Source organism: Methanosarcina hadiensis (genome assembly GCF_046529725.1).
Lineage (GTDB): Archaea > Halobacteriota > Methanosarcinia > Methanosarcinales > Methanosarcinaceae > Methanosarcina > Methanosarcina hadiensis.
Genome location: NZ_CP136241.1, coordinates 3,313,803 through 3,334,638, shown reverse-complemented (window position 1 = coordinate 3,334,638; position 20,836 = coordinate 3,313,803). Strand labels below are relative to the sequence as shown.

The 20,836-nt window shown below is 41.6% G+C and carries 17 protein-coding genes; 8 read left to right on the top strand and 9 right to left on the bottom strand.

Annotated features, from left to right (window positions below; genetic code table 11):
- Positions 1 to 167: 167 nt before the first annotated feature.
- The 3 genes from RSJ42_RS14345 (at position 168) to RSJ42_RS14335 (ending at position 2,117) form a co-directional block, all read left to right on the top strand.
- On the top strand, positions 168 to 863 hold the full coding sequence (locus RSJ42_RS14345; RefSeq protein ID WP_410507948.1) for a DUF169 domain-containing protein: 696 nt from the start codon (positions 168 to 170) through the stop codon (positions 861 to 863).
- Between the two features lie 192 nt (positions 864 to 1,055).
- Complete coding sequence (locus RSJ42_RS14340; protein WP_410507947.1) at positions 1,056 to 1,589, top strand: DUF1847 domain-containing protein; 534 nt, start codon at positions 1,056 to 1,058, stop codon at positions 1,587 to 1,589.
- Positions 1,590 to 1,655: 66 nt separating this feature from the next.
- The gene (locus RSJ42_RS14335) at positions 1,656 to 2,117 is read left to right on the top strand and encodes a DUF1284 domain-containing protein (protein WP_410507946.1); all 462 of its coding nucleotides are present in this window, start codon (positions 1,656 to 1,658) and stop codon (positions 2,115 to 2,117) included.
- A 189-nt stretch (positions 2,118 to 2,306) separates the two neighbouring features.
- Here RSJ42_RS14335 and hdrB read toward each other — a convergent pair whose 3' ends face one another.
- The 3 genes from hdrB to npdG all read right to left on the bottom strand — a co-directional run bounded on the left by hdrB (position 2,307) and on the right by npdG (position 5,023).
- Positions 2,307 to 3,209, bottom strand: coding sequence for a CoB--CoM heterodisulfide reductase subunit B (gene hdrB / locus RSJ42_RS14330; RefSeq protein WP_410507945.1), 903 nt, complete (start codon positions 3,207 to 3,209; stop codon positions 2,307 to 2,309).
- 13 nt (positions 3,210 to 3,222) lie between these two features.
- The gene (hdrC, locus tag RSJ42_RS14325; RefSeq protein ID WP_410507944.1) at positions 3,223 to 3,708 is read right to left on the bottom strand and encodes a CoB--CoM heterodisulfide reductase subunit C; all 486 of its coding nucleotides are present in this window, start codon (positions 3,706 to 3,708) and stop codon (positions 3,223 to 3,225) included.
- 607 nt (positions 3,709 to 4,315) lie between these two features.
- Positions 4,316 to 5,023, bottom strand: coding sequence for an NADPH-dependent F420 reductase (gene npdG, locus RSJ42_RS14320; RefSeq protein WP_410507943.1), 708 nt, complete (start codon positions 5,021 to 5,023; stop codon positions 4,316 to 4,318).
- A gap of 437 nt (positions 5,024 to 5,460) precedes the next feature.
- On the opposite strand from npdG, the gene RSJ42_RS14315 reads away from it, so the two are divergent.
- Positions 5,461 to 7,158 (top strand): S8 family peptidase, encoded by a 1,698-nt coding sequence (locus tag RSJ42_RS14315; protein ID WP_410507942.1) that lies wholly within the window; start codon positions 5,461 to 5,463, stop codon positions 7,156 to 7,158.
- Positions 7,159 to 7,263: 105 nt separating this feature from the next.
- Here RSJ42_RS14315 and RSJ42_RS14310 read toward each other — a convergent pair whose 3' ends face one another.
- Entirely contained in the window at positions 7,264 to 7,803 is a 540-nt protein-coding gene (locus RSJ42_RS14310) for a DUF2284 domain-containing protein (protein WP_410507941.1), read from the bottom strand.
- A 588-nt stretch (positions 7,804 to 8,391) separates the two neighbouring features.
- Positions 8,392 to 9,309, bottom strand: coding sequence for a hypothetical protein (locus tag RSJ42_RS14305; RefSeq protein ID WP_410507940.1), 918 nt, complete (start codon positions 9,307 to 9,309; stop codon positions 8,392 to 8,394).
- A gap of 324 nt (positions 9,310 to 9,633) precedes the next feature.
- On the opposite strand from RSJ42_RS14305, the gene RSJ42_RS14300 reads away from it, so the two are divergent.
- The 4 genes from RSJ42_RS14300 (at position 9,634) to RSJ42_RS14285 (ending at position 16,380) form a co-directional block, all read left to right on the top strand.
- Positions 9,634 to 10,827, top strand: a complete 1,194-nt coding sequence (locus RSJ42_RS14300; RefSeq protein ID WP_410507939.1) for a M24 family metallopeptidase — start codon at positions 9,634 to 9,636, stop codon at positions 10,825 to 10,827.
- A 621-nt stretch (positions 10,828 to 11,448) separates the two neighbouring features.
- Positions 11,449 to 12,570: a S1 family peptidase gene (locus tag RSJ42_RS14295; RefSeq protein ID WP_410507938.1), complete on the top strand. Its 1,122-nt coding sequence runs from the start codon at positions 11,449 to 11,451 to the stop codon at positions 12,568 to 12,570.
- A 170-nt stretch (positions 12,571 to 12,740) separates the two neighbouring features.
- Positions 12,741 to 13,388: a hypothetical protein gene (locus tag RSJ42_RS14290; RefSeq protein ID WP_410507937.1), complete on the top strand. Its 648-nt coding sequence runs from the start codon at positions 12,741 to 12,743 to the stop codon at positions 13,386 to 13,388.
- A 1,807-nt stretch (positions 13,389 to 15,195) separates the two neighbouring features.
- Positions 15,196 to 16,380 (top strand): outer membrane lipoprotein-sorting protein, encoded by a 1,185-nt coding sequence (locus RSJ42_RS14285; RefSeq protein ID WP_410507936.1) that lies wholly within the window; start codon positions 15,196 to 15,198, stop codon positions 16,378 to 16,380.
- 66 nt (positions 16,381 to 16,446) lie between these two features.
- Here the strand turns inward: RSJ42_RS14285 and RSJ42_RS14280 are convergent, their stop codons facing one another.
- The 4 genes from RSJ42_RS14280 to RSJ42_RS14265 are packed head-to-tail and all read right to left on the bottom strand — an operon-like array spanning position 16,447 to position 20,794.
- Positions 16,447 to 17,481 carry a Coenzyme F420 hydrogenase/dehydrogenase, beta subunit C-terminal domain gene (locus RSJ42_RS14280; RefSeq protein ID WP_410507935.1) on the bottom strand — a complete coding sequence of 345 codons (1,035 nt, stop codon included), beginning with the start codon at positions 17,479 to 17,481 and terminating at the stop codon, positions 16,447 to 16,449.
- 6 nt (positions 17,482 to 17,487) lie between these two features.
- Positions 17,488 to 18,231 carry a hypothetical protein gene (locus RSJ42_RS14275; protein ID WP_410507934.1) on the bottom strand — a complete coding sequence of 248 codons (744 nt, stop codon included), beginning with the start codon at positions 18,229 to 18,231 and terminating at the stop codon, positions 17,488 to 17,490.
- 2 nt (positions 18,232 to 18,233) lie between these two features.
- Positions 18,234 to 19,745 (bottom strand): glutamate synthase-related protein, encoded by a 1,512-nt coding sequence (locus tag RSJ42_RS14270; RefSeq protein ID WP_410507933.1) that lies wholly within the window; start codon positions 19,743 to 19,745, stop codon positions 18,234 to 18,236.
- The gene (locus RSJ42_RS14265) at positions 19,742 to 20,794 is read right to left on the bottom strand and encodes a class II glutamine amidotransferase (RefSeq protein WP_410507932.1); all 1,053 of its coding nucleotides are present in this window, start codon (positions 20,792 to 20,794) and stop codon (positions 19,742 to 19,744) included. The genes RSJ42_RS14270 and RSJ42_RS14265 overlap by 4 nt, the downstream gene beginning before the upstream one ends.
- Between the last annotated feature and the right edge of the window lie 42 nt (positions 20,795 to 20,836).

Below are 20,836 nucleotides of genomic sequence, written 5' to 3'. Positions count from 1 at the left end.
TCTTAATCAAAAATTGGAAAGTTAAATAATATTGCAGTTGTTAACTAATTACAGACAACTATAACAATTCACTTTCAAGTTGTTTGTAAAACGTTATAAAAGTAGTCCTATATTGTTTAAATGTGGAATTACATAAGTAGTTAATGAATAGTCGGTGAGGGAAGAACATGGATTATACTCAGCTTTCAGAGAAACTGGTCAAATTCCTTGACCTGAAATACGAGCCTGTTGCAGTGAGGGTTATTAAAAAGGGAGAGCCAATTCCCGAAGGATACAGTGAGCCCGATAAAAATCTCAGGCATTGCCAATCCATAATGCAGGCCAGAAAAGGAGAATCCTTTATAATTCCTGCAAATAAGCATGCCTGCGTGGTAGGAGCATCAAGCCTAGGAATCATTCCAGTACCTGAAAAAGTGGCCTCAGGAGAGTTTCATCATAACCTGGGAATGTTTGACAGCGTAGAAGCTGCAGCTGCAATGATAGCAAAGCGCCCGGCGTTTGAGCCTGAAAGCAAGACTGCAACTATTGTAGGGCCCCTGAAGGATGCTAAAATCGAGCCTGACGTGGTTGTTCTTGTGGACAAACCGGAAACCATATACTGGATTATTCCTGCAAGCACTTATTATAAAGGCGGAAGGGTTAGCTTTAGCAGTGCAGCTTTTCAGGCGACCTGTGCCGATACAACCATCCTGCCGAGCCTGACAGGGGAAATAAATGTTTCTTTAGGCTGCTTCGGGTGCAGGAAAGCAACTGACATCGAAAATGATGAAATGCTTATGGGAATTCCTTTCAATAAACTGGAAGAAATCGTTAACGCCCTTGAAAAGCTCTACGAAGGTCCTCTGCCAAAAGCGAGGAAATAAACTTACAGGCTTTTAATTTTTTTCTTATTTTTCCAGATGAAAGTTTTTCTTTTCCCATTAAGCTTTTTTATCTGATTTGCTCACAGTGGATTCTTGCAGTACATTCCCTGCCTTTATGGAAATATTTATACCTGCAAAGTTTGTTTATGATTGTAGTACCTATTCGTTTAAAGCCTCCGGGGGAGAAAAAGTGTGCAGTGCGCGTTGTGCAGGAACAAAGAATGCCTGATAGGCAAAAACTGCTCTGTTATAAAATCGGGACTTGATTATAACGGCGATAATCTTAAATCAATCCAGATTTCCGCCTGGCTTGAATCCGATTCTTCAAAGAGAACAAACCTAGAGGAAATTGTAATTTATTCTAAAAGACTTGGGTACAAAAAGATAGGAATTGCTTTCTGTGTCGAACACGAAAGGGAAGCCAGGCTGGTCTATGATATCCTTTCAAGATATTTTGAGGTATTTTCGGTCTGCTGCAAGGTTTGCGGCCTCGAAAAAAAGAGCCTGGACATCAAAAAAATCGATGACTCGGAGTATGAAGCTGTTTGCAATCCCATAGGGCAGGCTCTCCTTCTCAATAATGATCAAACCGACCTGAATATTATGCTCGGGCTTAAAACAGGTTATGATATTCTATTTGTAAAATATTCAGATGCGCCTTCAATATCACTTTCTCCTCTGGAACTTTCCTGCCTGGGGGACTCAGAAATTGATTTTATAGAATAATTAATATTATAGAATAGGTTTGATATCCTGTTTTTAGCCCTGTGATTTCAAACCCCGGAGATATGCATGCCAGAAAAACCCAGATATAAATCGGAAACCGATTCCAAACACGAGCCTGAGCCCCTTAAGATCAGGGCTCACCACCTCTGCTGTATCCAGGGGTTTCAGGGTTATGGGTATAGCCCGGCCTTTGTTGCTAATATGCGGGCTGTGATCTCGGATCTTGAAGCTCTTCCTTCCAGACCTCTTAGGCTTGTAACCAATTGTGATGCAATCTGTGTCTCCTGCCCTAGTAAAAGGGAATGCACTGCTCAGGAGTCTCATCTTTCTCGCAGGATTAAACACATGGACCTTGCTGTCCTGGATAAACTGGGGATTGAAGACGGGGCTGTTTTAAGGGCGGACGAGGCCTTCCAGCTCATAAATTCAAAAATTAACAGCCCTTCGGATGTCGAGGACGTCTGTAGAACCTGCAAGTGGAGACAGAAATGCATCTGGTACGTGCAGGCAGGTAAAAGTTTATCATGAAGGCTGAAGTTCAAATTAAGTTCCGGAAAAAAATCAAATTAAGTTTTCGAAAATCGAATCCTGTTTAAGCATCTCTTAACTATTTATCTTAAACTTATTTTACTTATTTTGAGCCCCTATTTATCTCCAGCCGTTTAATTATTTTTTTTCTTCGCTTTCAGAAATCCTCTTCCTACTTATTTCTCATTGTTACCTTAAGCCTGCACTGATCTCATAGATTTTTGCAAGAAATTCGATATTCTGGACTGCGTTCTGTTCTATTCCGAGCTGGTCCGGGGAAAAGCCAAGGGCAAGACCAAGTAACTGAGAGTAATGAAGGACTGGGATAGAGTAATCGGTTCCGAATTTTTCATTGACAGCAAGCTGCCCCCTGTCAAACTGGAGGTGGCAGAACGGGCAGGCATTGACTATGCAGTCCACTCCTGCTTTACGGATGCAGGCAAGTTTGTGTTCAAGCATTTCCAGGGATTCTGCAGCATATCCTGAACGTACTCCTCCTCCTGCTCCACAGCACATCATCTTGTCAGTGTAATCCACACTCTTTGCGCCGGTGGCTTCGACAAGTTCATCAAAGAATACCGGTGCTTCGGTTTCCCCGAGATTTCTATCCTTTGAGGGTTTTATCAGGTGGCATCCGTAGTGCAGGGCTACTTTAAGGTCTAGGGGAGTTGTGATGTAGCCTTTAAGTTTTTCAGGCCCTAATTCTTTATACAGAAATTCAATTATGTGCCTTACTTCTGCTGTGCCCTTAAATTCCATGCCTATTCCTTTAAGGCAGGTGTTTGTACAGGCTTTCATTTCAGGGTCTTTTTTAAGTTCCATATTGGCATCTGCCAGGGATCCATAGCAGCCATTACAAACTGTCAGGATATCCCTCTCCATTCTTTCCGAAAGGACTATGTTTCGGCTAGCAAGTGCGAGCCAGGTTGCTTTATCAAAAGATTTGAATACTCCGGGGGCAGGGCAGCAGGAGGCTCCGGGCAGATCGGACGCATCAATTTCAAGCCTCTGCAGGCAGAGTTTGGTTGCTTTCTCGATCCCAGGATATCGATTGGGTACAATACAGCCAAGGAATAAAGATAACTTGTTCATAATTTCTCCTTCCTTATTTTTCAGCCACCAGCTTATCGAATTTGCAGGTCTTAAGAAGGGTTTTCAGCTCTTCAAGGGCTTCCGGATACTTCTGGACGGTCTCAGGTACAGGGTCCAGACCAAGCTCTTCCCTCTTTTTCATTGTCTCTTCATCAAGTGGGACTGCATGCCCGCATTCGATAACCATTTCCGAAACCCTGCGGTGTTCTGGACGCATAAACCCTTCTTTTACTGCCAGCCTTCTGAGTTCAAGAAGAGCATCTGTAATAGGTATCCCGCGCGGGCAGCGCTCCTGGCAGGTATAGCACGTTGTACAGAGCCACAGGTCATCATCCGAGAGGATTTCAGGTCTGTTCTTGCGCGCGTCCCGAATTATTCTTCGGGTATTTAGTCCGGTGTGCCGTCCCGAAGGACAGCTTCCTGTGCATGTGCCGCAATGCATACAGGAAAGTACATCAAGTCCTGCAGCCTTTAACACTTTTAGCAGTTCTTCACTCATAGAGATTCACTGTCTGGTTTTAGATGTTAATTCTCGTTTAGAAAAAGTAAGTGTATCGAAAGAAGAAGGTCAGGGTGAAACTCTGCATTTAAGGCAGGAGATGGTAAGCAGAGCTTTTGATTTTCAGAATGGATGCCCCTCTAGCGGATTTTGTCCCGAGAGTTTTTAATTGAATTCCTTACCAGTCGAATTCTTAATAAAGAATTCTTTATTATATATTCATATTACTCTTATGATATTTAACATCAGCTAATTTATCCGCGATTAAATATGATCAGGAGTAACTGCAAATTCTGGTCACTCATTGTTAATCCTTCTTAAAACCATGAATCTATCATAAAGCAAAAATGCAATAAGTAAAGATGCAATAAGTAAAGATGCAACTCATCCGAGATGAAATCGTTCTGCTTCTCTACTTACTTTTTATGGTTTAATTCCTTAAGCAAAGGATTTTTTTTCTTAGTTCTGAATTATCTTCGTCTTTTATTCTTTGTCTGATTTTATATCTAAAATAAGTTATACTAATTAAACCTAACCCCCCGTATATTAAATTTTTTCTGTAAAATTCTTCCTGTTATGCGTTCTTTCTACTATTTCATTGAGGTTTTCAGGAAAAGTTTATTCCGAGATCTTTAAGCCCATTTAATTTTGCGAGATTGATCATCAGGGGTGTCAGGGATTCCATTGTGCTTGCCTGCTTAAGAGGCCCTCCGTCAAGGGGTTTGAGGCATCCCATATGCCGTGTAAGTTCCATGACAAGCTTCTTTGCTTCTGCATCGTCGCTGCAGACAAGCGCATCGTGCACAGCTTTACATTTAACAACATCTTTGAGTTTTCCTGCAGGAATGTTATGGAAGGCTGCTACAACTCTGGTAGATTCCGGGACATTCTTCTGGATTGCAAGGGCTGCCGAACCCTCTACCGGAGGTCTGTATGCCATTAAACTTCCTTCTTTTACCATTGGAACAACAGGTGAAATAAGGACCTTATTTTCCAGGGTCTCTCTTATTTCTTTAAGGAGAGGCAGGATATGGTCAAAACGGATAGTGAGTATTACTATTTCGGATGCCTTTGCGGCTTCAAAGTTGCTCATGCCGATAATTTTTATACTGGACGTATCGAACCCACAGTTTTCGAGTTCCGATAATGCTTTTTCTGCAGCCTCATTTGCGGCTTCCAGGGATCTGGACCCGATAATAATCTCATTCTTCATACCTTCAGGCATAAGGTTTTGAAGGGCAAGCCTTAAAACCATGCCTTCTCCTATGTTGCCGGTTCCTCCAAGAACAGCTATTTTCAGCTTTTCAGAATTCAATTCGAACAAAACCTCCAGTTTGCTATGTCTTTCCATATCATATGTCCGGAAGTTAATATATTTTCTGTCTTCGATCTTTCGATTATAGTATTTAATGTTATCAAAAAATTATTTTATTAAGTAACTCCAAACTTTTAGATCAGTTTTTTCTGTGATCAATCAGAAGCTCCAGTCCACTTTCCTGCTTTTTTTCGATTTATTTACACAAGTTAATAGAAATATTTATAATGTATTTCGTTATATGTTTAAATAAATTAATTCTGTTTATGCGCTGCTTCAGGAGTTACTTTGCATATGCCTGTACCCTGTTTGCATCCTTAACCTGCAAATAAGCACAATCGGGGGGAATGTGTCTGGGGAGCAAGATAGAAAAAATAATATACATGTTGACATTGGCGGCAGTTTTCACAGGCCTACTTTTTTCTACTAGTATACTGGTGAACGGAGAAGAAGAATCTGCAGGATCTCAAGAGAAAACTTTTGATCCTTTGCTACCTGAATATTTTTTCCCTGACTCAGAATTTCTATGCTCCAATTCATCTGTTGAAGAAAAAAAATTCAGTAATGAAACCGAAGAGAATCTGACTGCATATGTCCATCTTTTTCCCGGCACGGATGCAGAAATTCTGAACTCCTGCTCCAGGGTTGAAGAGTGGGATGAAGGATCCGGGGTTGCTGCAGTTAGTATCAAACCTGAATTGATTGAAGAACTCTCCTCTCTCAAAGGAGTATTTTCAGTCCAGAAGGCAGTTTCTCCTGTTATTAGAAAAACGGACCCCGGGGGAAAAGTGTCTTTTTCTTCAGAGGGCTTCTGGAAGCAGGATGATATAACCGGAACTGGGATTAAGATAGGAATAATCTCAGATGGAGTAGAAGATATCTCCAGAGCAGTAGAATCGGGAGCCCTTCCTGAGAGTGTTCATATACTTTCTCCGGGAGAAGGAAAGGAAGGTACTATAATGCTTGAGGTGGTCCACAGGATCTCTCCGGATGCAGAGCTGTATTTCCATAGCGCAGGCAATAACAAGCTAGAATTTAACAGAGCTGTTGACGTGCTGATTGCCGAAGGCTGCCAGATTATATGTGATGATGTTGGATGGCCTGATGAACCTTTCTTCGAAGATGGAATTGTAGCTTCCCACATTAAAGAAGTCATTGAAAATAAGGGTATTCTCTATGTAAGTGCGGCAGGCAATGATGCAGGTCGCCACTATCAGGGGCTGTTTTTTGACAACGGATCCGGCTGGCACGATTTCAGCTCGGGAACCAGTAATTCCAGAAACATTTATGTTGACATTCCCAAAGGAGAGAAAGTGACAGTAGTCCTCCAGTGGAACGATTCCTGGAACTACTCTGAAAATGACTATGATCTCTACCTTTATGACCGTCATAGCGGGGAAAAACTTGCTGCGAGTGAAAGGGCTCAGGACGGTACTGGCACACCTCTTGAATATATCCAGTATACCTGTAAGGAAGATACAGTAAAAAATGCAAGCATTTCCGTTAAAAAACACTCTGGACAGGATAGAATTCTGGAAGTTTACATTTATGCAAACTCTTCTGTAAAAATCCATTCTGAGAACCTTGTCGAGGAGGACTCTGTCTTCGGGCACCCTGCAGTCCCTGAGGTTATATGCGTTGGGGCGGTTGATTCGAGAAATCCGCAAAGCACAGGCATAGCATCCTACTCGTCGCGCGGTCCTGTAAGCATTTACTATCCTTATTATGAGCTAAGGAACAAGATCGACCTTAGCGGGCCCGGGAATGTGAGAGTGTCAGGCATAAATGGAAAAGACAGCCTTTTTGCAGGTACAAGTGCTTCTGCTCCTTCCGTTGCAGGAATCGGAGCTCTTATCTGGAGCATGTACCCTGAAAAGAGTGGAAGTGAAATCCGTGAGATCCTGTGCTTCTCAGCTGAAGACCTTGGAGAACCGGGCTATGATACTGTTTTTGGACACGGTTCAGTCAATAGCAGCACAGTAACACTTATTGAGAACCTTTATGCGGGCAACAGCTTATCTTCGGAAAAACCAGGAGTTTCACCTGCGGAAACAAATGGGATATTTTCGCTAAAAATTTCCATGCCACTTGAACAGATATGCTCCCTGTCAAAATCTCCGCTCCGGAAGAAGTAAAAATCTCTCAGGTTGAAAGGTGGTCAGGTTGAAAGGTGGTTAATAGCATAAAAAATTTTATATCCTTTTTAAAGTCTTAATTGTAGCCGCTTTCAGGTCAGCTTTTTACTCTAAAAGCAAAATTCCTATACATGAAGTTTTCTCCGGCCTGCAAAACTCGAGTAAGAGTCCTGCCTCTTCCATTGCTTTCTGGATGTTTATGCCAACAGCCTCAGGTGCAAAACGCCTCATTTCAGGCTTTACGCATTTTTCAAGGTTGCAGGCCTCACATTCATTGCAGGAGCCTGGTCTTAGGAGGTGTGCAAAGGTAAAGCCTTCCCTGAAAGCTTCCTGTTCAAGCTCGTACATTTTATGAAAAGAATCCTTTCTGAGCCCTGACCAGGCTTCAAGAACATCCTGGATTCCCGAAGTGTCATGTTCGTCCACAAGGAGGAGAGCACTTTTGTATTCTCCTATTACTTTCCTGAACTCGTCAACCGACATGACATAAGGAGGACAGCTAAGCCTCTTCCCATAGCCTCTGCATCCGTAAGCGCATTTAAGTGCAATCCTGTTCTCAACCGGAATATCCTCTGCCTTCAGAAAATAAGCCTTAATTCCCAATTCTGATGCCCTTTCAATAAGATCTTCGTATTTCCCAAGCATGATAACCCCTTTTCAAAAATCTTCTCTTTTCTTTTTGTTCATTCCATTTTTTGTTTCCTTTTAATGGTCTTCTTTCTAATTATTTTTTCTGTTTTGAAAAAAATAAATATTCTTGAGTATGAAGGTAGGTTCTTTTTATGTACAAATTCAGTATAAAATCCAGTAGCTCTGGTCAACTGCTCATGAATTTTCTCCTAAATCCATTATTTCGGGCTTACTCCCAAGATTATAGACAATCGGAAAAATATCTTCAAAAACAAAATGTGCTTTAATTTAACTAAAAAACAGCAAAAATCACTTCAATGCAGTTCCTTATTCGATTTCTGGAGAAATAGTGATAGTGGTCGTTGTACCACTATCTATCGAAGATACATGTCAACTGTATCTAATCCTGAATGCGCGGTAGTGTTTGTTATAAGTATTTACTGACCAATTTACTGACCAATTTTACTGGCTACTTTTACTGACCAATCGATCTTATGTATTTACTAAATAAGCGACATGAATCTTCATATAATAACTGACAATAGTTAAAGCGTATCTGCAATACCCTATTTACTTTCTGAATACGCAAACTTTATTTAGAGCTTAAATCCTTGGTTTCCAGGAGCCAGGGATGTACTGTGGTTTAAAGGTATTCTTCGATGTGACCTTCTTCTGCTTTGCCCCTTTCCAGGAACCGGGTATATAACGTGGCTTGCTATCTGCTTTTGAACCTTCCTTCGTTGCTCTCCAGAGCCCGGGAGTATAACGAGGCCTGTAACCCGTTCTTGAAGAAGCTTTTTTCACAAATGTTCCTTTCCATGATCCTGGGATATATCTGGGCACCTCAACATCCAGACTTCCTTTTGTTGCTCTCCAGAGTCCTGGAATGTATCTGGGTTTGTGCCTTATCTGCGCTATCTTCTTTTTCTCAGTTACACCTGTCCATGAACCCGGAATATACCTTGGCTTACTTTCTGATGGCCTCCAGAACCCTGGAATGTAGCGAGGCTTATATCTGATTTGTGAAATCTTCTTTTTCTGCGTCATACCTTTCCAGGAACCCGGAATATAACGAGGTCTAGTTTCTTCCTGAACCTTCGCAGATGGTCTCCAGAACCCTGGAATATATCTGGGCTTGTAGCTGAGCCTTGATATCCTCTTTTTCTCTGCCGTTCCTTTCCACGATCCAGGGATATACCTGGGCTTGCTCTCTTCCGGTCTCCAGAATCCTGGAATATATCCTGGTTTGTGTCTTATCTGTGAAATCCTCTTTTTCTCTGTAGTACCTTTCCAGGAGCCTGGAATATATCTTGATTTTTCTTCTGCTGCTGGTTTCCAGAACCCGGGAGTATACCTGGGCTTGTAGCCGGTTTTTGATGTAGCTTTCTTCTGTGCTATCCCTTTCCATGAACCCGGGATATATTTGGGTTTACTTTCTACTTTTAAATCTTTGATAACTTTTGTCTGTATTTTCTTTATTGTCCTGTTAGTCTTTGATTTCGTTGAATGTTTCTTAACCAAGGCGATGACCTCCTACTCTAATACTTCATCTCATTGCTAAATAACCTTTAAAAATTTTTAAATGCGCCAAAGTACGCATTTAATGCGGTAAAATATGCGCGTGAACATATAAATAAATATTTAGCAGTTATAGTAGGCTTTCTGGTCAATTCAAAATATCATTCCTGTCGGATGATTCTGTTTTTATTTATTCTAATTCCTTTGTCAGCAGGTTCATCAGTTAAAATATAATTTAATGAGCCTATCTTTCTATAATTTCTATAAAATGAGTCTATGGGTTACACTTCTATAATTGATAACAGATAACTTAGTAAAGGGATGCGCATGATTAAGAAAGTACCTTTGACCGAATTGAAAAACCGTATGAGATGCTTCAGGGAAAAGATGGATGTATCAAATCCTGACTGGGAAATCGCTATTATCTTCAGTAAAATTAACCTTTATTATTTCACAGGCACCATGCAGGATGGAATGTTAATTATCCCGAGGAATGAGGAAGCAACATTCTGGGTACGGCGCAGTTATGAGAGGGCTCTGGACGAATCACTATTTTCCAGTATAGAACCTATGAACAGTTTCCGTGATGCCGTAAAAAGTGTAAATAAACTACCTGATACTGTATATCTGGAAACCGAAGTAGTTCCCATTGCTCTATATCAGAGATTTCAGAAATATTTCCCGTTTAAGAACATTAAATCCGTTGACCCCCAGGTTTGTGCTGTTAGATCCGTAAAAAGCCAATACGAGCTGTCCCTGTTGCGAGAAGCCGGGAAGATCCATCAGCACGTACTCGAAGACCTTGTGCCCGAAATGCTTCGAGAAGGGATGAGCGAGGCTGACCTGTCAACTGAGTTGTTTTCGGTTCTGGTGGAAGAAGGTCACCATGGAGCATGCCGTTTCGGCATGTTTGATACTGAGATGATCCTTGGAAACGTTTGTTTTGGAGAAAGCTCCATTTACCCTACTTACTTTAACGGTCCAGGGGGAAAGCTTGGATTAAGCCCTGCAGCACCTGTGCTTGGAAGCCGCGACCGGAAGTTAAGAAAAGGCGACCTTGTTTTTGTCGATGTCGGGTGTGGGGTTGATGGTTACCATACGGACAAAACTACGACATATATGTTTGGCTCTCCTCTCCCGCAGTATGCCATAGATATCCACAATAAATGTGTTGATATACAGAACGAAGCTGCATCAATGCTAAAACCCGGAATTGCTCCCTCAGATATTTACAATGCCATAATTAATGGGCTTGATAAGGAATTTCTTCAAAACTTCATGGGATTTGGGAACCGTAAGGTAAAGTTCCTGGGGCACGGGGTTGGCTTATTGATTGATGAAACTCCAGTAATTGCCGAAGGTTTTGATGAGCCTCTTCAGGAAGGAATGGTATTTGCCCTCGAACCTAAAAAAGGAATTGAAAATATTGGCATGGTAGGGATTGAAAATACCTTTATAGTAAATGCTGAAGGCGGAGAATGTATTACAGGGAATAATCCAGGCTTGATTCCTGTATATTGATTATTAATTATGCTGTATAAAGTCAATTTTTATAGGTAATAGAAACTAATAACATGAGGAATCACGCTATTTATGGATAAAATTCAGATTGTTTTGATAGTTGCTATCCTTGCAGCTATCTGATTTTTTTCTTTTAAATACTATCTGAAGGCTGTTTTTGGAATTTCAGGTGGCTTACTAAAAAAATTATAGGGTATAAATATGAAAATTTATAATGTATCATCTCTATATTAATCCTGTATCTCCAAATCCCTCTTCATAATACTCCCAAATCACAAATAAGTTCATAATCAACGTTATGTTACACCCTCAAGGCAAGCTGAGATTTGCATATAGGCTGAGTCCAGATGGTGCTTTTCTTCCATCTATTTATACTTTATCTCCAAGGTATCAAACAATTAGTCACATAATGTAATAATATATGAAAAGATTGTCATATTTTTAATGTATATCTGGATTGTTTGATGATCTGATCCGAAAATATATAAACAGTTAATCAAAACTAGTTTATGAGGTTCAAATGGACTTTCCAGAGTGAATTTGAACCCCACGTTGCCCGGAGGCATGATTAGTGTTAGCTTTGTGAATATTTAAGGTTTGCTTGATTCTGCCTCCTGGAAAATGAACAGGAGTGAGTATGAAATGAAGAAGAAATTTGTATTAAGTGTACTACTTGCCACAATGATGCTGATGAGCATGGCATTTGTGCCGGTAAGCGCACAGGAAGAAGTGATCGAGCAGAAGTTTACCTTTGGCCCGGAAACTCTTGAAGAATTGAAAAATGATCCGAATTTTATTGCTGCTTATGGAAATATACCTACTTTTGAAAGTTTGGAAGAAAGGGAAAAGTGGCTTGATACGCTTGATAAAGTATATACTGAAGCTAACGACAATTTTGAAAAGGAAATGTCAAAGTATTTCTATCCAAATGGTCCGGTTATAGCCTATGGTTACACCATTGATGGCGTTCTTAAGATTGCAATCGAAAAAGGACAAAAAATCGATATAGCTAAAGAAAATGAGCTCTATAGTCTATTTTCTAATTATGGGCAAAATATTGCTGTAAAAGATGTTCCATTAATAATTGTATATGAAGATCTTCCTACGCCAACTAGTCGCGCTAGCTCATGGCGCCCTATAATTGGAGGTATACAAATACAAACAGAAAAACCGGATGGAATTGTGCAATCAACCCTTGGTTTTTCTGCACAAACTAGTAGTGGAACTAAAGGTTACGTTGTTGCAGGACATGCTGCACCATCTATTGGGGATCAAATATGGCAACCTACTGCTGGGCCGAGTGCTAACAAAGTCGGAACAGTGAGTAAAGTTGGGGGACATTATGCAGATGCCTCATGGGTTCCATATTCTAACGTAGCTGCAAAGATATACGATACAGATACGGATATACTAAAAGATGTAAAATCACATGAGAATGCCGCTATAGGAGATACAGTTTATAAATCGGGTATCAAGACAGGAAGGAGTTATGGAAGCGTTACTGAGATTAAAACCTCGTACAATCACCCTCTTGGTACTTTGTATAAACAATATGTTGCAGGATATCGATGTGACAATGGAGACAGTGGTGGCCCTGTATACGTTTATGTCAGTGGCGGTGTTAAAATTGTGGGAATCCATTGGGGAGGAGTAGGAACATATAATTCAGGTTACTCAACTTCAATATTTTCTCCAGTTTCTGGAGTGCAGTCTGATTTAGGTGTAACTCCTCTTACAGCATAAATATGCAGTTAGAAACATTGCTCAGATTTCCACCTTGAAATAATGCGATATAAACTATATGCAACAATATCGCATTATTCAAATTGGAGTTATACTGATTATTTTTTATTTTTTAATATATTATATGCAAATTTATTATAACCAAAGAATATGAAATGAAAGGGAGATACATGAACTTAAAGATGTTGAATATTTTACTGTGTATCACGTTATCAAATTTTTTAGTAATTTGTGCTTTAGGCTCTAGTTCTCAAAATGGAGAAGATATTTTGGAAAATGAAACGCTTAATTTTGGCCCGGAAACCCTTAACGAATTGAAGAAGGATCCGAATTTTATTGCTGCTTATGGAAATATATCTGCTTTTGGAAGTTTGGAAGAAAGGAAAAAATGGCTTGATACTCTTGATTTAATCTATACTGAAGTAAATATCGAAGTCAATGCTAATGAGCGTGAAATGTCGGAATATTTCTATCCAGATGGCCCTATTATAAGTTATGGATTCACTAACATGGGAGTTCTTAAGGTAGAGGTAAATAAGGAAATTGAAAAGTCTTTTATGGATGAAATTTATCAAATTTTTGATTCTCATGCAAGCCGGATTGGAGTTAATGACGTTCCTCTAGTGTTTTTCCGTGGAGATGTACCTGCGCTTACCGAATTGTCGTATATAGCAGATCTTAATGAAACTGAAAACAATACAAACCAACAAACTAAATCAGGCTCAGAGACGAGTAAAGAAAAACCAAATAACACTCCAAGTTTCAGTTTTATGTATGGATTGTTTGGATTATATCTTGTGTATAGGATCAGGCATTAATCTTTCAAAAATACTCAAAAGTCCTGGAGAGGGCAGTAAAGTACAACATAGGACTTGTAAAGTATGTGAGGAGGTAAATCCTCTCAATTTTTTGAAACATAATTTGGGTGAGTAATAGTGAGAAAAAGAAATTTACTACTCGTTACCATACTTATCATTCTTTTTGTTGGGGGCATATTTGCTCATGATACTTATATGGATGCAAAAGATTGGAGGGATCCCGGCTAAGAGCCTATCCGAAAAGTGTTACCTGCTATATAACTTTTACAATATGCAATATACAAAACCGGAAAGGATACTCTGATATTACAGACCTATTGTGACTTTTCAACATGTATTACTGACTTTTAGAACAGACCCAAATACTTGATTGCCGATTCTATTTCTTTGAGTACTCGAGTAAGGAATTATTGTGTGAACAAACATAAAATTAATAGTTAGCAAACTGCTTGAAAATTCTATTTTTTTCTCTTTTTCAATTACTGCTGCTGTAGTAATAGATAAAAAACAGAGTTATCAATATAATCAAAAATGGGCCCTGTAGAAATCTTCTGAAATAACTAATATTCATTCAAATTAATAGCCTGACACTTTTTACTTATTTTTTTTCAATATCTTACAGTTAATTTAGATAGATTTTCTACAAAGCCCAAAAATATCTTTCTTGACATTGTTAGCCCTCTTTTTAACACTTGTCGAGATAGTTTACTTAAATTTTATGGCCAAATCATCAAACTGACAATTTAATAGCCCTATAAATCTCCAAAAAACTCGGATTTAGGTTTATCTATACTTTCAGTTTGATGATTTGGCCACAAATTAATTATAAGAGTGAATTCATGAAAAAAGTGAACATTAAAAAGATGTTTAGTAGAGTTCAAATTCTCTCTGGAAAAGTCTATTTGAACCCCACGTTGCCCAGAGGCATGATTAGTGTTAGCTTTGTGAATATTTAAGGCTTGCTTGATCCTGTCTCTGGAGTAAAGAAAAGAAGTGCATACAATATGTGTGAAAAGCAAAAAAGTGAACTTTTAGACAGACCTTGTTTTAGCAGATACACTTATAAATAGCTGCACTAGGGAATATCTAGATGGTACCGGAGACATATACATAAAATTTACTTCCAAATTATATCAGCGTTCCAATGGAAGTCGATACATGAATGTATCATGGTTTGTAAGCGGGTGTCAAACAACTTCTAAAGAATTTCCTTTTCCTGCTCCTTGTGAGATGAAAATAACAATTTGGATAAGGAACCCATCAATTTGCCTGCAATTGTTCACCAGGTTCCAAGCTCATGCACAGCTTCTGGGGCAGAGACAATCGATGTACCAAGCAGTGGGAATTACAGGACAAATGTGAAATTGGAAGCAAAATGTTACGCATATCTGCCTGTAAAGACTTTAATCGCAATTCGAGAGGGCTCCTGCAATTGTGTTATTTAAACTCAATTTCCGGAAGTTGATGTGTTGAAAAGGCAGTGTTGAGAATCTTTGTGAATTTATGCCCATCTGGACTGTTATTTGAGACTATCCAAGCTATAATATCTCGATTTCGGGCTAAAAGGTTAGATTTAATATCTGGATGGGTGTAAATCTAAATTTTTATCTATTATAGGACTTACGCGGTTGAACTGAAAAACAACAGCTCTAAACCTTCAACTGTCTAAATAGATGATTTAACTGCAAGGTCTATTGATCATGATTCTAATCCTCAAGTGCGTAAGTCCTATATTATTTAAAAATAAGCTGTGTGGGCTTCCTTAGAAGATAGAATTAATAAAATGTCTCTAAATTGAGGTAAATAAATGAAGATTAGTTCCAAAAGATATTTACTGCTCATCTTATTCCTGATAACCTTCTCCATTTTTATTTCAGGTTGTGCAGAAGAATCCGGTGCCGAAGAAGTTTCACCTAACACTCAACCCAGTGCTGAAGAAATTGTGTCTAACATGCAGATGGAAATGGACAGTCTCGAAGACTATTCTTTTACTATGTATGTAAATTCAACTTCAAGGCGACAAAATCCAGAAGTGCATGAAATTATATGGAAAAAACCCGATTTAATAAAAATGACTATTTTAAGCCCGGATAAAGATACGGAAGTAATTATGGCATCTGACAGAGATTTCCAATGGATCTATAGTTCCGAATCCAGGACTGTTTTCAAAACGGAAATTTCTGATGATTTTAATGATTTGAAACTCTTCGAGCCTGATGTTTACGCTGAGTTTTTGAATGGTATTATCCTTAATGGGAAGCTACCTTCCCTCCTCGGGACCGAAAACATCGATGGGAAAAACGTGTATGTACTTGAGCTCATCCCTTCCGAGAAAAACAAATCGTTCCAATGGAAATCAAAAATATGGGTTGACGGAGAAAACTGGATGCTCATCAGGTGTGAACTGTATGACAATGAAGAGAATCCTTATCTTGAGATAGAAATCCGGGATGTGAAATTGAACGCTGGAATTCCAGACTCTGAATTTGAATTTAAAATTCCAGATGGTGCTCAGGTAAAAGCACTGGGACTGGAAGACTTCAAAGGTGAACCCAAAAAATTGACGCTTGAAGAGGCAAAAGAGCTTATTGATTTTGAAATACTCACTCCTGAATATCTCCCGGAGGGCTATGAATTTAATTATTCAATGGTCTCTTCCAGTAAGGATATGCCTTATTCAACTCTTGTCCATAGCGGGTTTAGTGTTTTTGCAGGGCAGCATTACGAAAAAATTACTCTCGTGTATACGAAAGGAGATAATGAAATACGTATCATCGAAGGCGTTTCTGAAAAAGGTTTACATGAAATTCAGGATTTTGAAATTGAAGGAGAACACATTCTGGTCAATAACATGAACGGTACGATTTCTCCAATACTTGGTGGAAATATGAAAGCTTTAACCTGGCAAAATGAAGAGCTTGAAGTCATTATCATCTCCTCTCTTGATAAGGCAGAGCTGCTTAATATAGCAGAATCTTTTCCTGAAGCTTAATGATTTCTCAAAAAGAATGAGTAAAGATGAAGCTCAAAGCTTCACCTTTCAAGTTTATTCTGCAATTTATTCCTGTTTTCTTGTCATCTTTTTCTTTGCAAGCTTCTCGATAATTCCAAGGCTGACCTCTCCGCCTACGCCCAGTTTCCCGTTAGCAACTGCGCTGTCAAGGAGGTGCTGTCCTACAAGGGTGCGGACGATAAGAGTTGTGTAGCCGTCAGGACTACCTACAGAGCCTGCTGAGATGTCTGCCTTGAGAGCTGTAAAGTCCGTACAGACGCCACAGCCAGGGCGAACCGTGTCCTCAAGTTCGGCAAGTGGAATCACGTATTGTGTTCCGTCGTTAAGGGTGATTTCGAGCTTGCCTTTCACGTCAATGCGGCAGACCTTCATTGGCTCTAGGGCATATTCGCTTTTCAGTTTGCCTGCGATGAGTTTTTCATAGTCGAAGTTTTCCGTACAGAAAAGCCCTATGATGAAGCGGATGGATTTCTTGTAGGGGCTGACCAGCTGGTGGTCGGTCTCAAGCATCTTGCGGACTGCCTGAACTACACAGGGGACTCCGACAACTGCAATGTTCCTGTACTTCTTATTTACAACTGCTTCTTTAAGGGAAGAAACAAGAGGAACCCACCAGTTGTAACGGCTTCCTGCCTGGTTGATAAGGACTTCGCTTTTAGTAATTACCATGGAATGCGGCTTGAGAGTCCAGGGGTCTTCAGTAACTGTTACTACCGCATCTACAAGGCCAGTGTCGAGAGCGTTTGCGAGAATCGCAGTAACTGCTCCTCCACTCTGTTTTCTCGGAATATCGAACTCGGCTTTTCCGGCAGTGATTTTCAGGTAGTCTCCGAGCAGGCTTGAAGGCTGTTCATCAAGCCTCGGGCAGATCTCGTAACAGGCTCCGCAGGGCACGTCGTCAACAGCGGCTTTACAGTAGTTGTTGCTCTTCGGGTGTGTGGAATCGCCGCCTGTTTCGAAGTACAGGGCATCAGCAGGGCAGACTGCAATGCAGGCTCCGCAGCCTGAGCAGAGTCCTGTATCCCAGACTTTTGATTTCAGGTCAATGTAACTTTTGCTGATTGGTTTCTTTTCTGCCATTTCTGATCACTCCCAGACGTATTTGCTTGCAAAAGGCCGGCTGCTTGCAGGTCCGATCCTTGTATAGTTTGTGTCCAGGAACTCTGCGGGGTCATATCCGAACTGCTCGCAGAAGCTCTTTATGATCGGGGCTATGCGTTCAAGGTCGGCTTCCGTAAACTCGAACTTCTTGGCTCCGACTCCGAGAAGGTAGTCATCCACTTCTCCGCGAATGATAATTTCTCCGCCGTGAATCCCACTTCCAATTCCTCTGTCTGTCATGGCTTTTTCTTTGCCAATCCCAAGCACAAGAACAAGTCCTCCTGCCATGTATTCTCCCAGGAAGGAGTGGGCTGTACCGCCTACAACAAGTATGGGTCTGGCCTCCATCTCATACTGCTTCATATGGATGCCGCCACGGTAGCCGATATTGTTCTTTATGAAAACCTTGCCGCCTCTCATGCTGTGGGCAACTGCATCTCCTGCACTTCCGTGGATAACGAGCATGCCTCTGTCCATAGTGTTTCCTGGGGCGTGTTCAGCGTTCCCGTTGACTATGCAGGTAGGTCCGCTCATGAACATTCCGAGGTCTCCCCCGGGGACTCCATTGATTATGATCCGGACATCGCCTCTTAACCCGTCTCCTATAAAACGCTGCCCAAGCACGTTATCGAGGATGATCTCTTCTGCCCCGTCCGCAACTGCGGCCCTTAATTTCTGGTTTAAGGGAGTGTAGTGCATCCCTCTGGCATCAATTCTTACTGTCTTCATGTTCAGGCCCCCGCTGGCAGTACGTCCAGGATTTTAAGCATGCCTTCATCCAGCATGTATCCGCGCAGGCGGTCCCTGTTTCCACGCAAGCTTTCTATACTGTTTATGCCTGCTGCACCCATAAGCTCACTGAGTTCCAGGGTCCATCCGTGTATCAGGTTCGAAACCTGTGCTGCTCCGGCTTCAGGGTCAAGCCTGCTCACAAGGTCAGGGCGCTGGGTAGCAATTCCCCATGGGCAGAGGTTTCTGTAACAGTTGCCGCAGACTCTGCATCCCAGGGCAACAAGGGCTGCAGTTCCTATGTACACTGCATCTGCTCCGAGGGCTATGGACTTGGCAAGATCGGCACTGCTTCTTATTCCGCCGCTTGCAATGATGGAAATCTCGTTCCTTACACCCTGGTCCCTCAGTTTCTGGTCAACGCTTGCGATTGCAGCTTCAATGGGGATTCCCACATGGTCCCTGAAGACTTTAGGTGCTGCTCCGGTTCCTCCGCGGAACCCGTCAATAACCACCGCGTCTGCAGAGGATCTTGCAATTCCTGCAGCTATAGGAGCCACGTTGTGCACGGCTGCAATCTTTACAAAGACAGGCTTCTTCCATTCGGTCGCTTCTTTCAGACTTCTGATGAGCTGGACGAGGTCTTCTATACTGTAAATATCATGGTGAGGAGCAGGGCTGATTGCGTCACTGCCCAGAGGAATCATACGGGTTCTGGAAACTTCGTCGTTTACCTTTTCTCCGGGGAGGTGCCCTCCTATGCCTGGTTTTGCTCCCTGTCCTATCTTGATCTCAATTGCAGCGCCTCTTTCCAGGTAATCTATGTTCACACCGAAGCGGCCTGAAGCCACTTGGACAATCATATGGTCCTGATAAGGGTACAATTCCTTATGCAGTCCACCCTCTCCTGTCCCCATGAAGGTGCCCGTCTCTGCTACGGCTCTTGCCATACTGAGCTGGGAGTTAAGGCTGATTGCTCCGAAACTCATATGTCCTATCATTATAGGGGTATCAAGCTTGAGGTTTGGAGCAAGCTTTGTGTCCAGCTCTACATCTCCGCTTTCCGTTTTTCTGAATTTGAGCCTGGAAGGCTTCTTTCCTATATAGGTCCTGAGTTCCATTGGTTCTCTCAGGGGGTCAATGCTAGGGTTTGTAACCTGGCAGGCATCAAGCAGGAGGCGGTCATAGATAATTGGCAGGTCTCTGGCATTTCCCATTCCTGAAAGGATAATCTTCCCGCTGCGTGCCTGGTTGATTATATCTTCTCTGGCTTCCCTTGTCCAGAGAGGGTGACTGCGGTAATCGATTGGTTTTTCTGTGATATTTATTGCGTCCCTCGGACACATGGAAACACAGCGGAGGCAGGCAGTACATTTTCTGGATTCTATCAGGATTTTGTCACCTTCTCTCCTGTATACGCCATATGAACAGTTTTCGATGCAGCGTCCGCAATCCATGCACTGGTCCCGTTCAATGCTGACCTTAAATTTTGGGGGTACACTTCCGAGCGTCATTCGATAAACCTCCCTATGATGGGTTCTCCTGCCCTTGGAGTGTAAATATTCTTTACCTCAGGATCAAGGGTCCTTATTGCAGCTTCTTCGCTGGAAATGTAGAGTTTGCTTCCGTTTTCTCCAACAACAAGCGGGCGCAGTTTAATTCTGTCAGTGAAACCTACAATACCATTATCGGTGCCGACGACAATCGCAAAAGGTCCGTTCATAAGGGCAGACCCATAGGTCAGGCGGATTGCTTTGTTTAACTCGGCTTCCTTTTCAGGCATCCTGTCTATATCGTCCCAGAACGGAGGAGCCAGAGCCCTGACAACCATCTCGTGGGAGAGTTCATGCTGCCTTCCGAGCAGATCGAAAAGGTAAGCTACAACTTCAGTGTCGGTAAAGAGAGTGCATTTGTATCCGTACCCTTCGACATAGCGCTGGTTTGTACCGTATGAGGTAATTTCTCCGTTGTGCACTACTGACCAGTCAAGCAGGTTGAAGGGGTGAGCTCCTCCCCACCAGCCAGGAGAGTTGGTTGGGTAACGGTTGTGAGCAAGCCAGATATAGCCCTTGTAATCCTCAATCCTGTAGAAGTTTGCTACATCCTCAGGCCAGCCGGAAGCTTTGAAAACTCCCATGTTTTTGCCGGAGGAAAAAATTGTGGCACCTTTTATGCTGGCGTTTACTTCCATGACTATGTATGTAACAACATCATTTTCCGAATTCATTCTTCCTGCCATCAGGTCTTCCGAGGGCTTGAAGAAATATCTCCATGGGATATGGACCTTTCTTATTCCGGGCTGAGGGGTAGTCGGGATTTCTTCCTGGTGAATAATTTCTCCCCACTGCTGGAGAAGTTCATCTACCTTCTTTTTGGGTTCTGCCAGGTTATCAAAGAAAACATGAAGAGCATAGTAATCCGCATATTCGGGGTAAATCCCGTATGCAGCATAGCCTGCCCCGTCTCCACTGCCTCTTTCATTCATGAGGCTGAGGGCGGCTTTTATGCCCGACCCGTCCATTCTGGACTTTGTTCGATCTATAAAGCCTATTATTCCACACATTTTAATCACTCTAGAAATGGATAGAAATGAGCGTGATACGAG

Coding starts and splice junctions, on each gene's coding strand:
- RSJ42_RS14280 (WP_410507935.1), bottom strand. CDS start 17,481: ATGGCAGAAAAGAAACCAATCAGCAAAAGTTACATTGACCTGAAATCA.
- RSJ42_RS14270 (WP_410507933.1), bottom strand. CDS start 19,745: ATGACGCTCGGAAGTGTACCCCCAAAATTTAAGGTCAGCATTGAACGG.
- RSJ42_RS14345 (WP_410507948.1), top strand. CDS start 168: ATGGATTATACTCAGCTTTCAGAGAAACTGGTCAAATTCCTTGACCTG.
- RSJ42_RS14335 (WP_410507946.1), top strand. CDS start 1,656: ATGCCAGAAAAACCCAGATATAAATCGGAAACCGATTCCAAACACGAG.
- RSJ42_RS14290 (WP_410507937.1), top strand. CDS start 12,741: ATGAACTTAAAGATGTTGAATATTTTACTGTGTATCACGTTATCAAAT.
- RSJ42_RS14295 (WP_410507938.1), top strand. CDS start 11,449: ATGAACAGGAGTGAGTATGAAATGAAGAAGAAATTTGTATTAAGTGTA.
- RSJ42_RS14300 (WP_410507939.1), top strand. CDS start 9,634: ATGATTAAGAAAGTACCTTTGACCGAATTGAAAAACCGTATGAGATGC.
- hdrB (WP_410507945.1), bottom strand. CDS start 3,209: ATGAACAAGTTATCTTTATTCCTTGGCTGTATTGTACCCAATCGATAT.
- RSJ42_RS14275 (WP_410507934.1), bottom strand. CDS start 18,231: ATGAAGACAGTAAGAATTGATGCCAGAGGGATGCACTACACTCCCTTA.
- RSJ42_RS14310 (WP_410507941.1), bottom strand. CDS start 7,803: ATGCTTGGGAAATACGAAGATCTTATTGAAAGGGCATCAGAATTGGGA.
- hdrC (WP_410507944.1), bottom strand. CDS start 3,708: ATGAGTGAAGAACTGCTAAAAGTGTTAAAGGCTGCAGGACTTGATGTA.
- RSJ42_RS14265 (WP_410507932.1), bottom strand. CDS start 20,794: ATGTGTGGAATAATAGGCTTTATAGATCGAACAAAGTCCAGAATGGAC.
- RSJ42_RS14285 (WP_410507936.1), top strand. CDS start 15,196: ATGAAGATTAGTTCCAAAAGATATTTACTGCTCATCTTATTCCTGATA.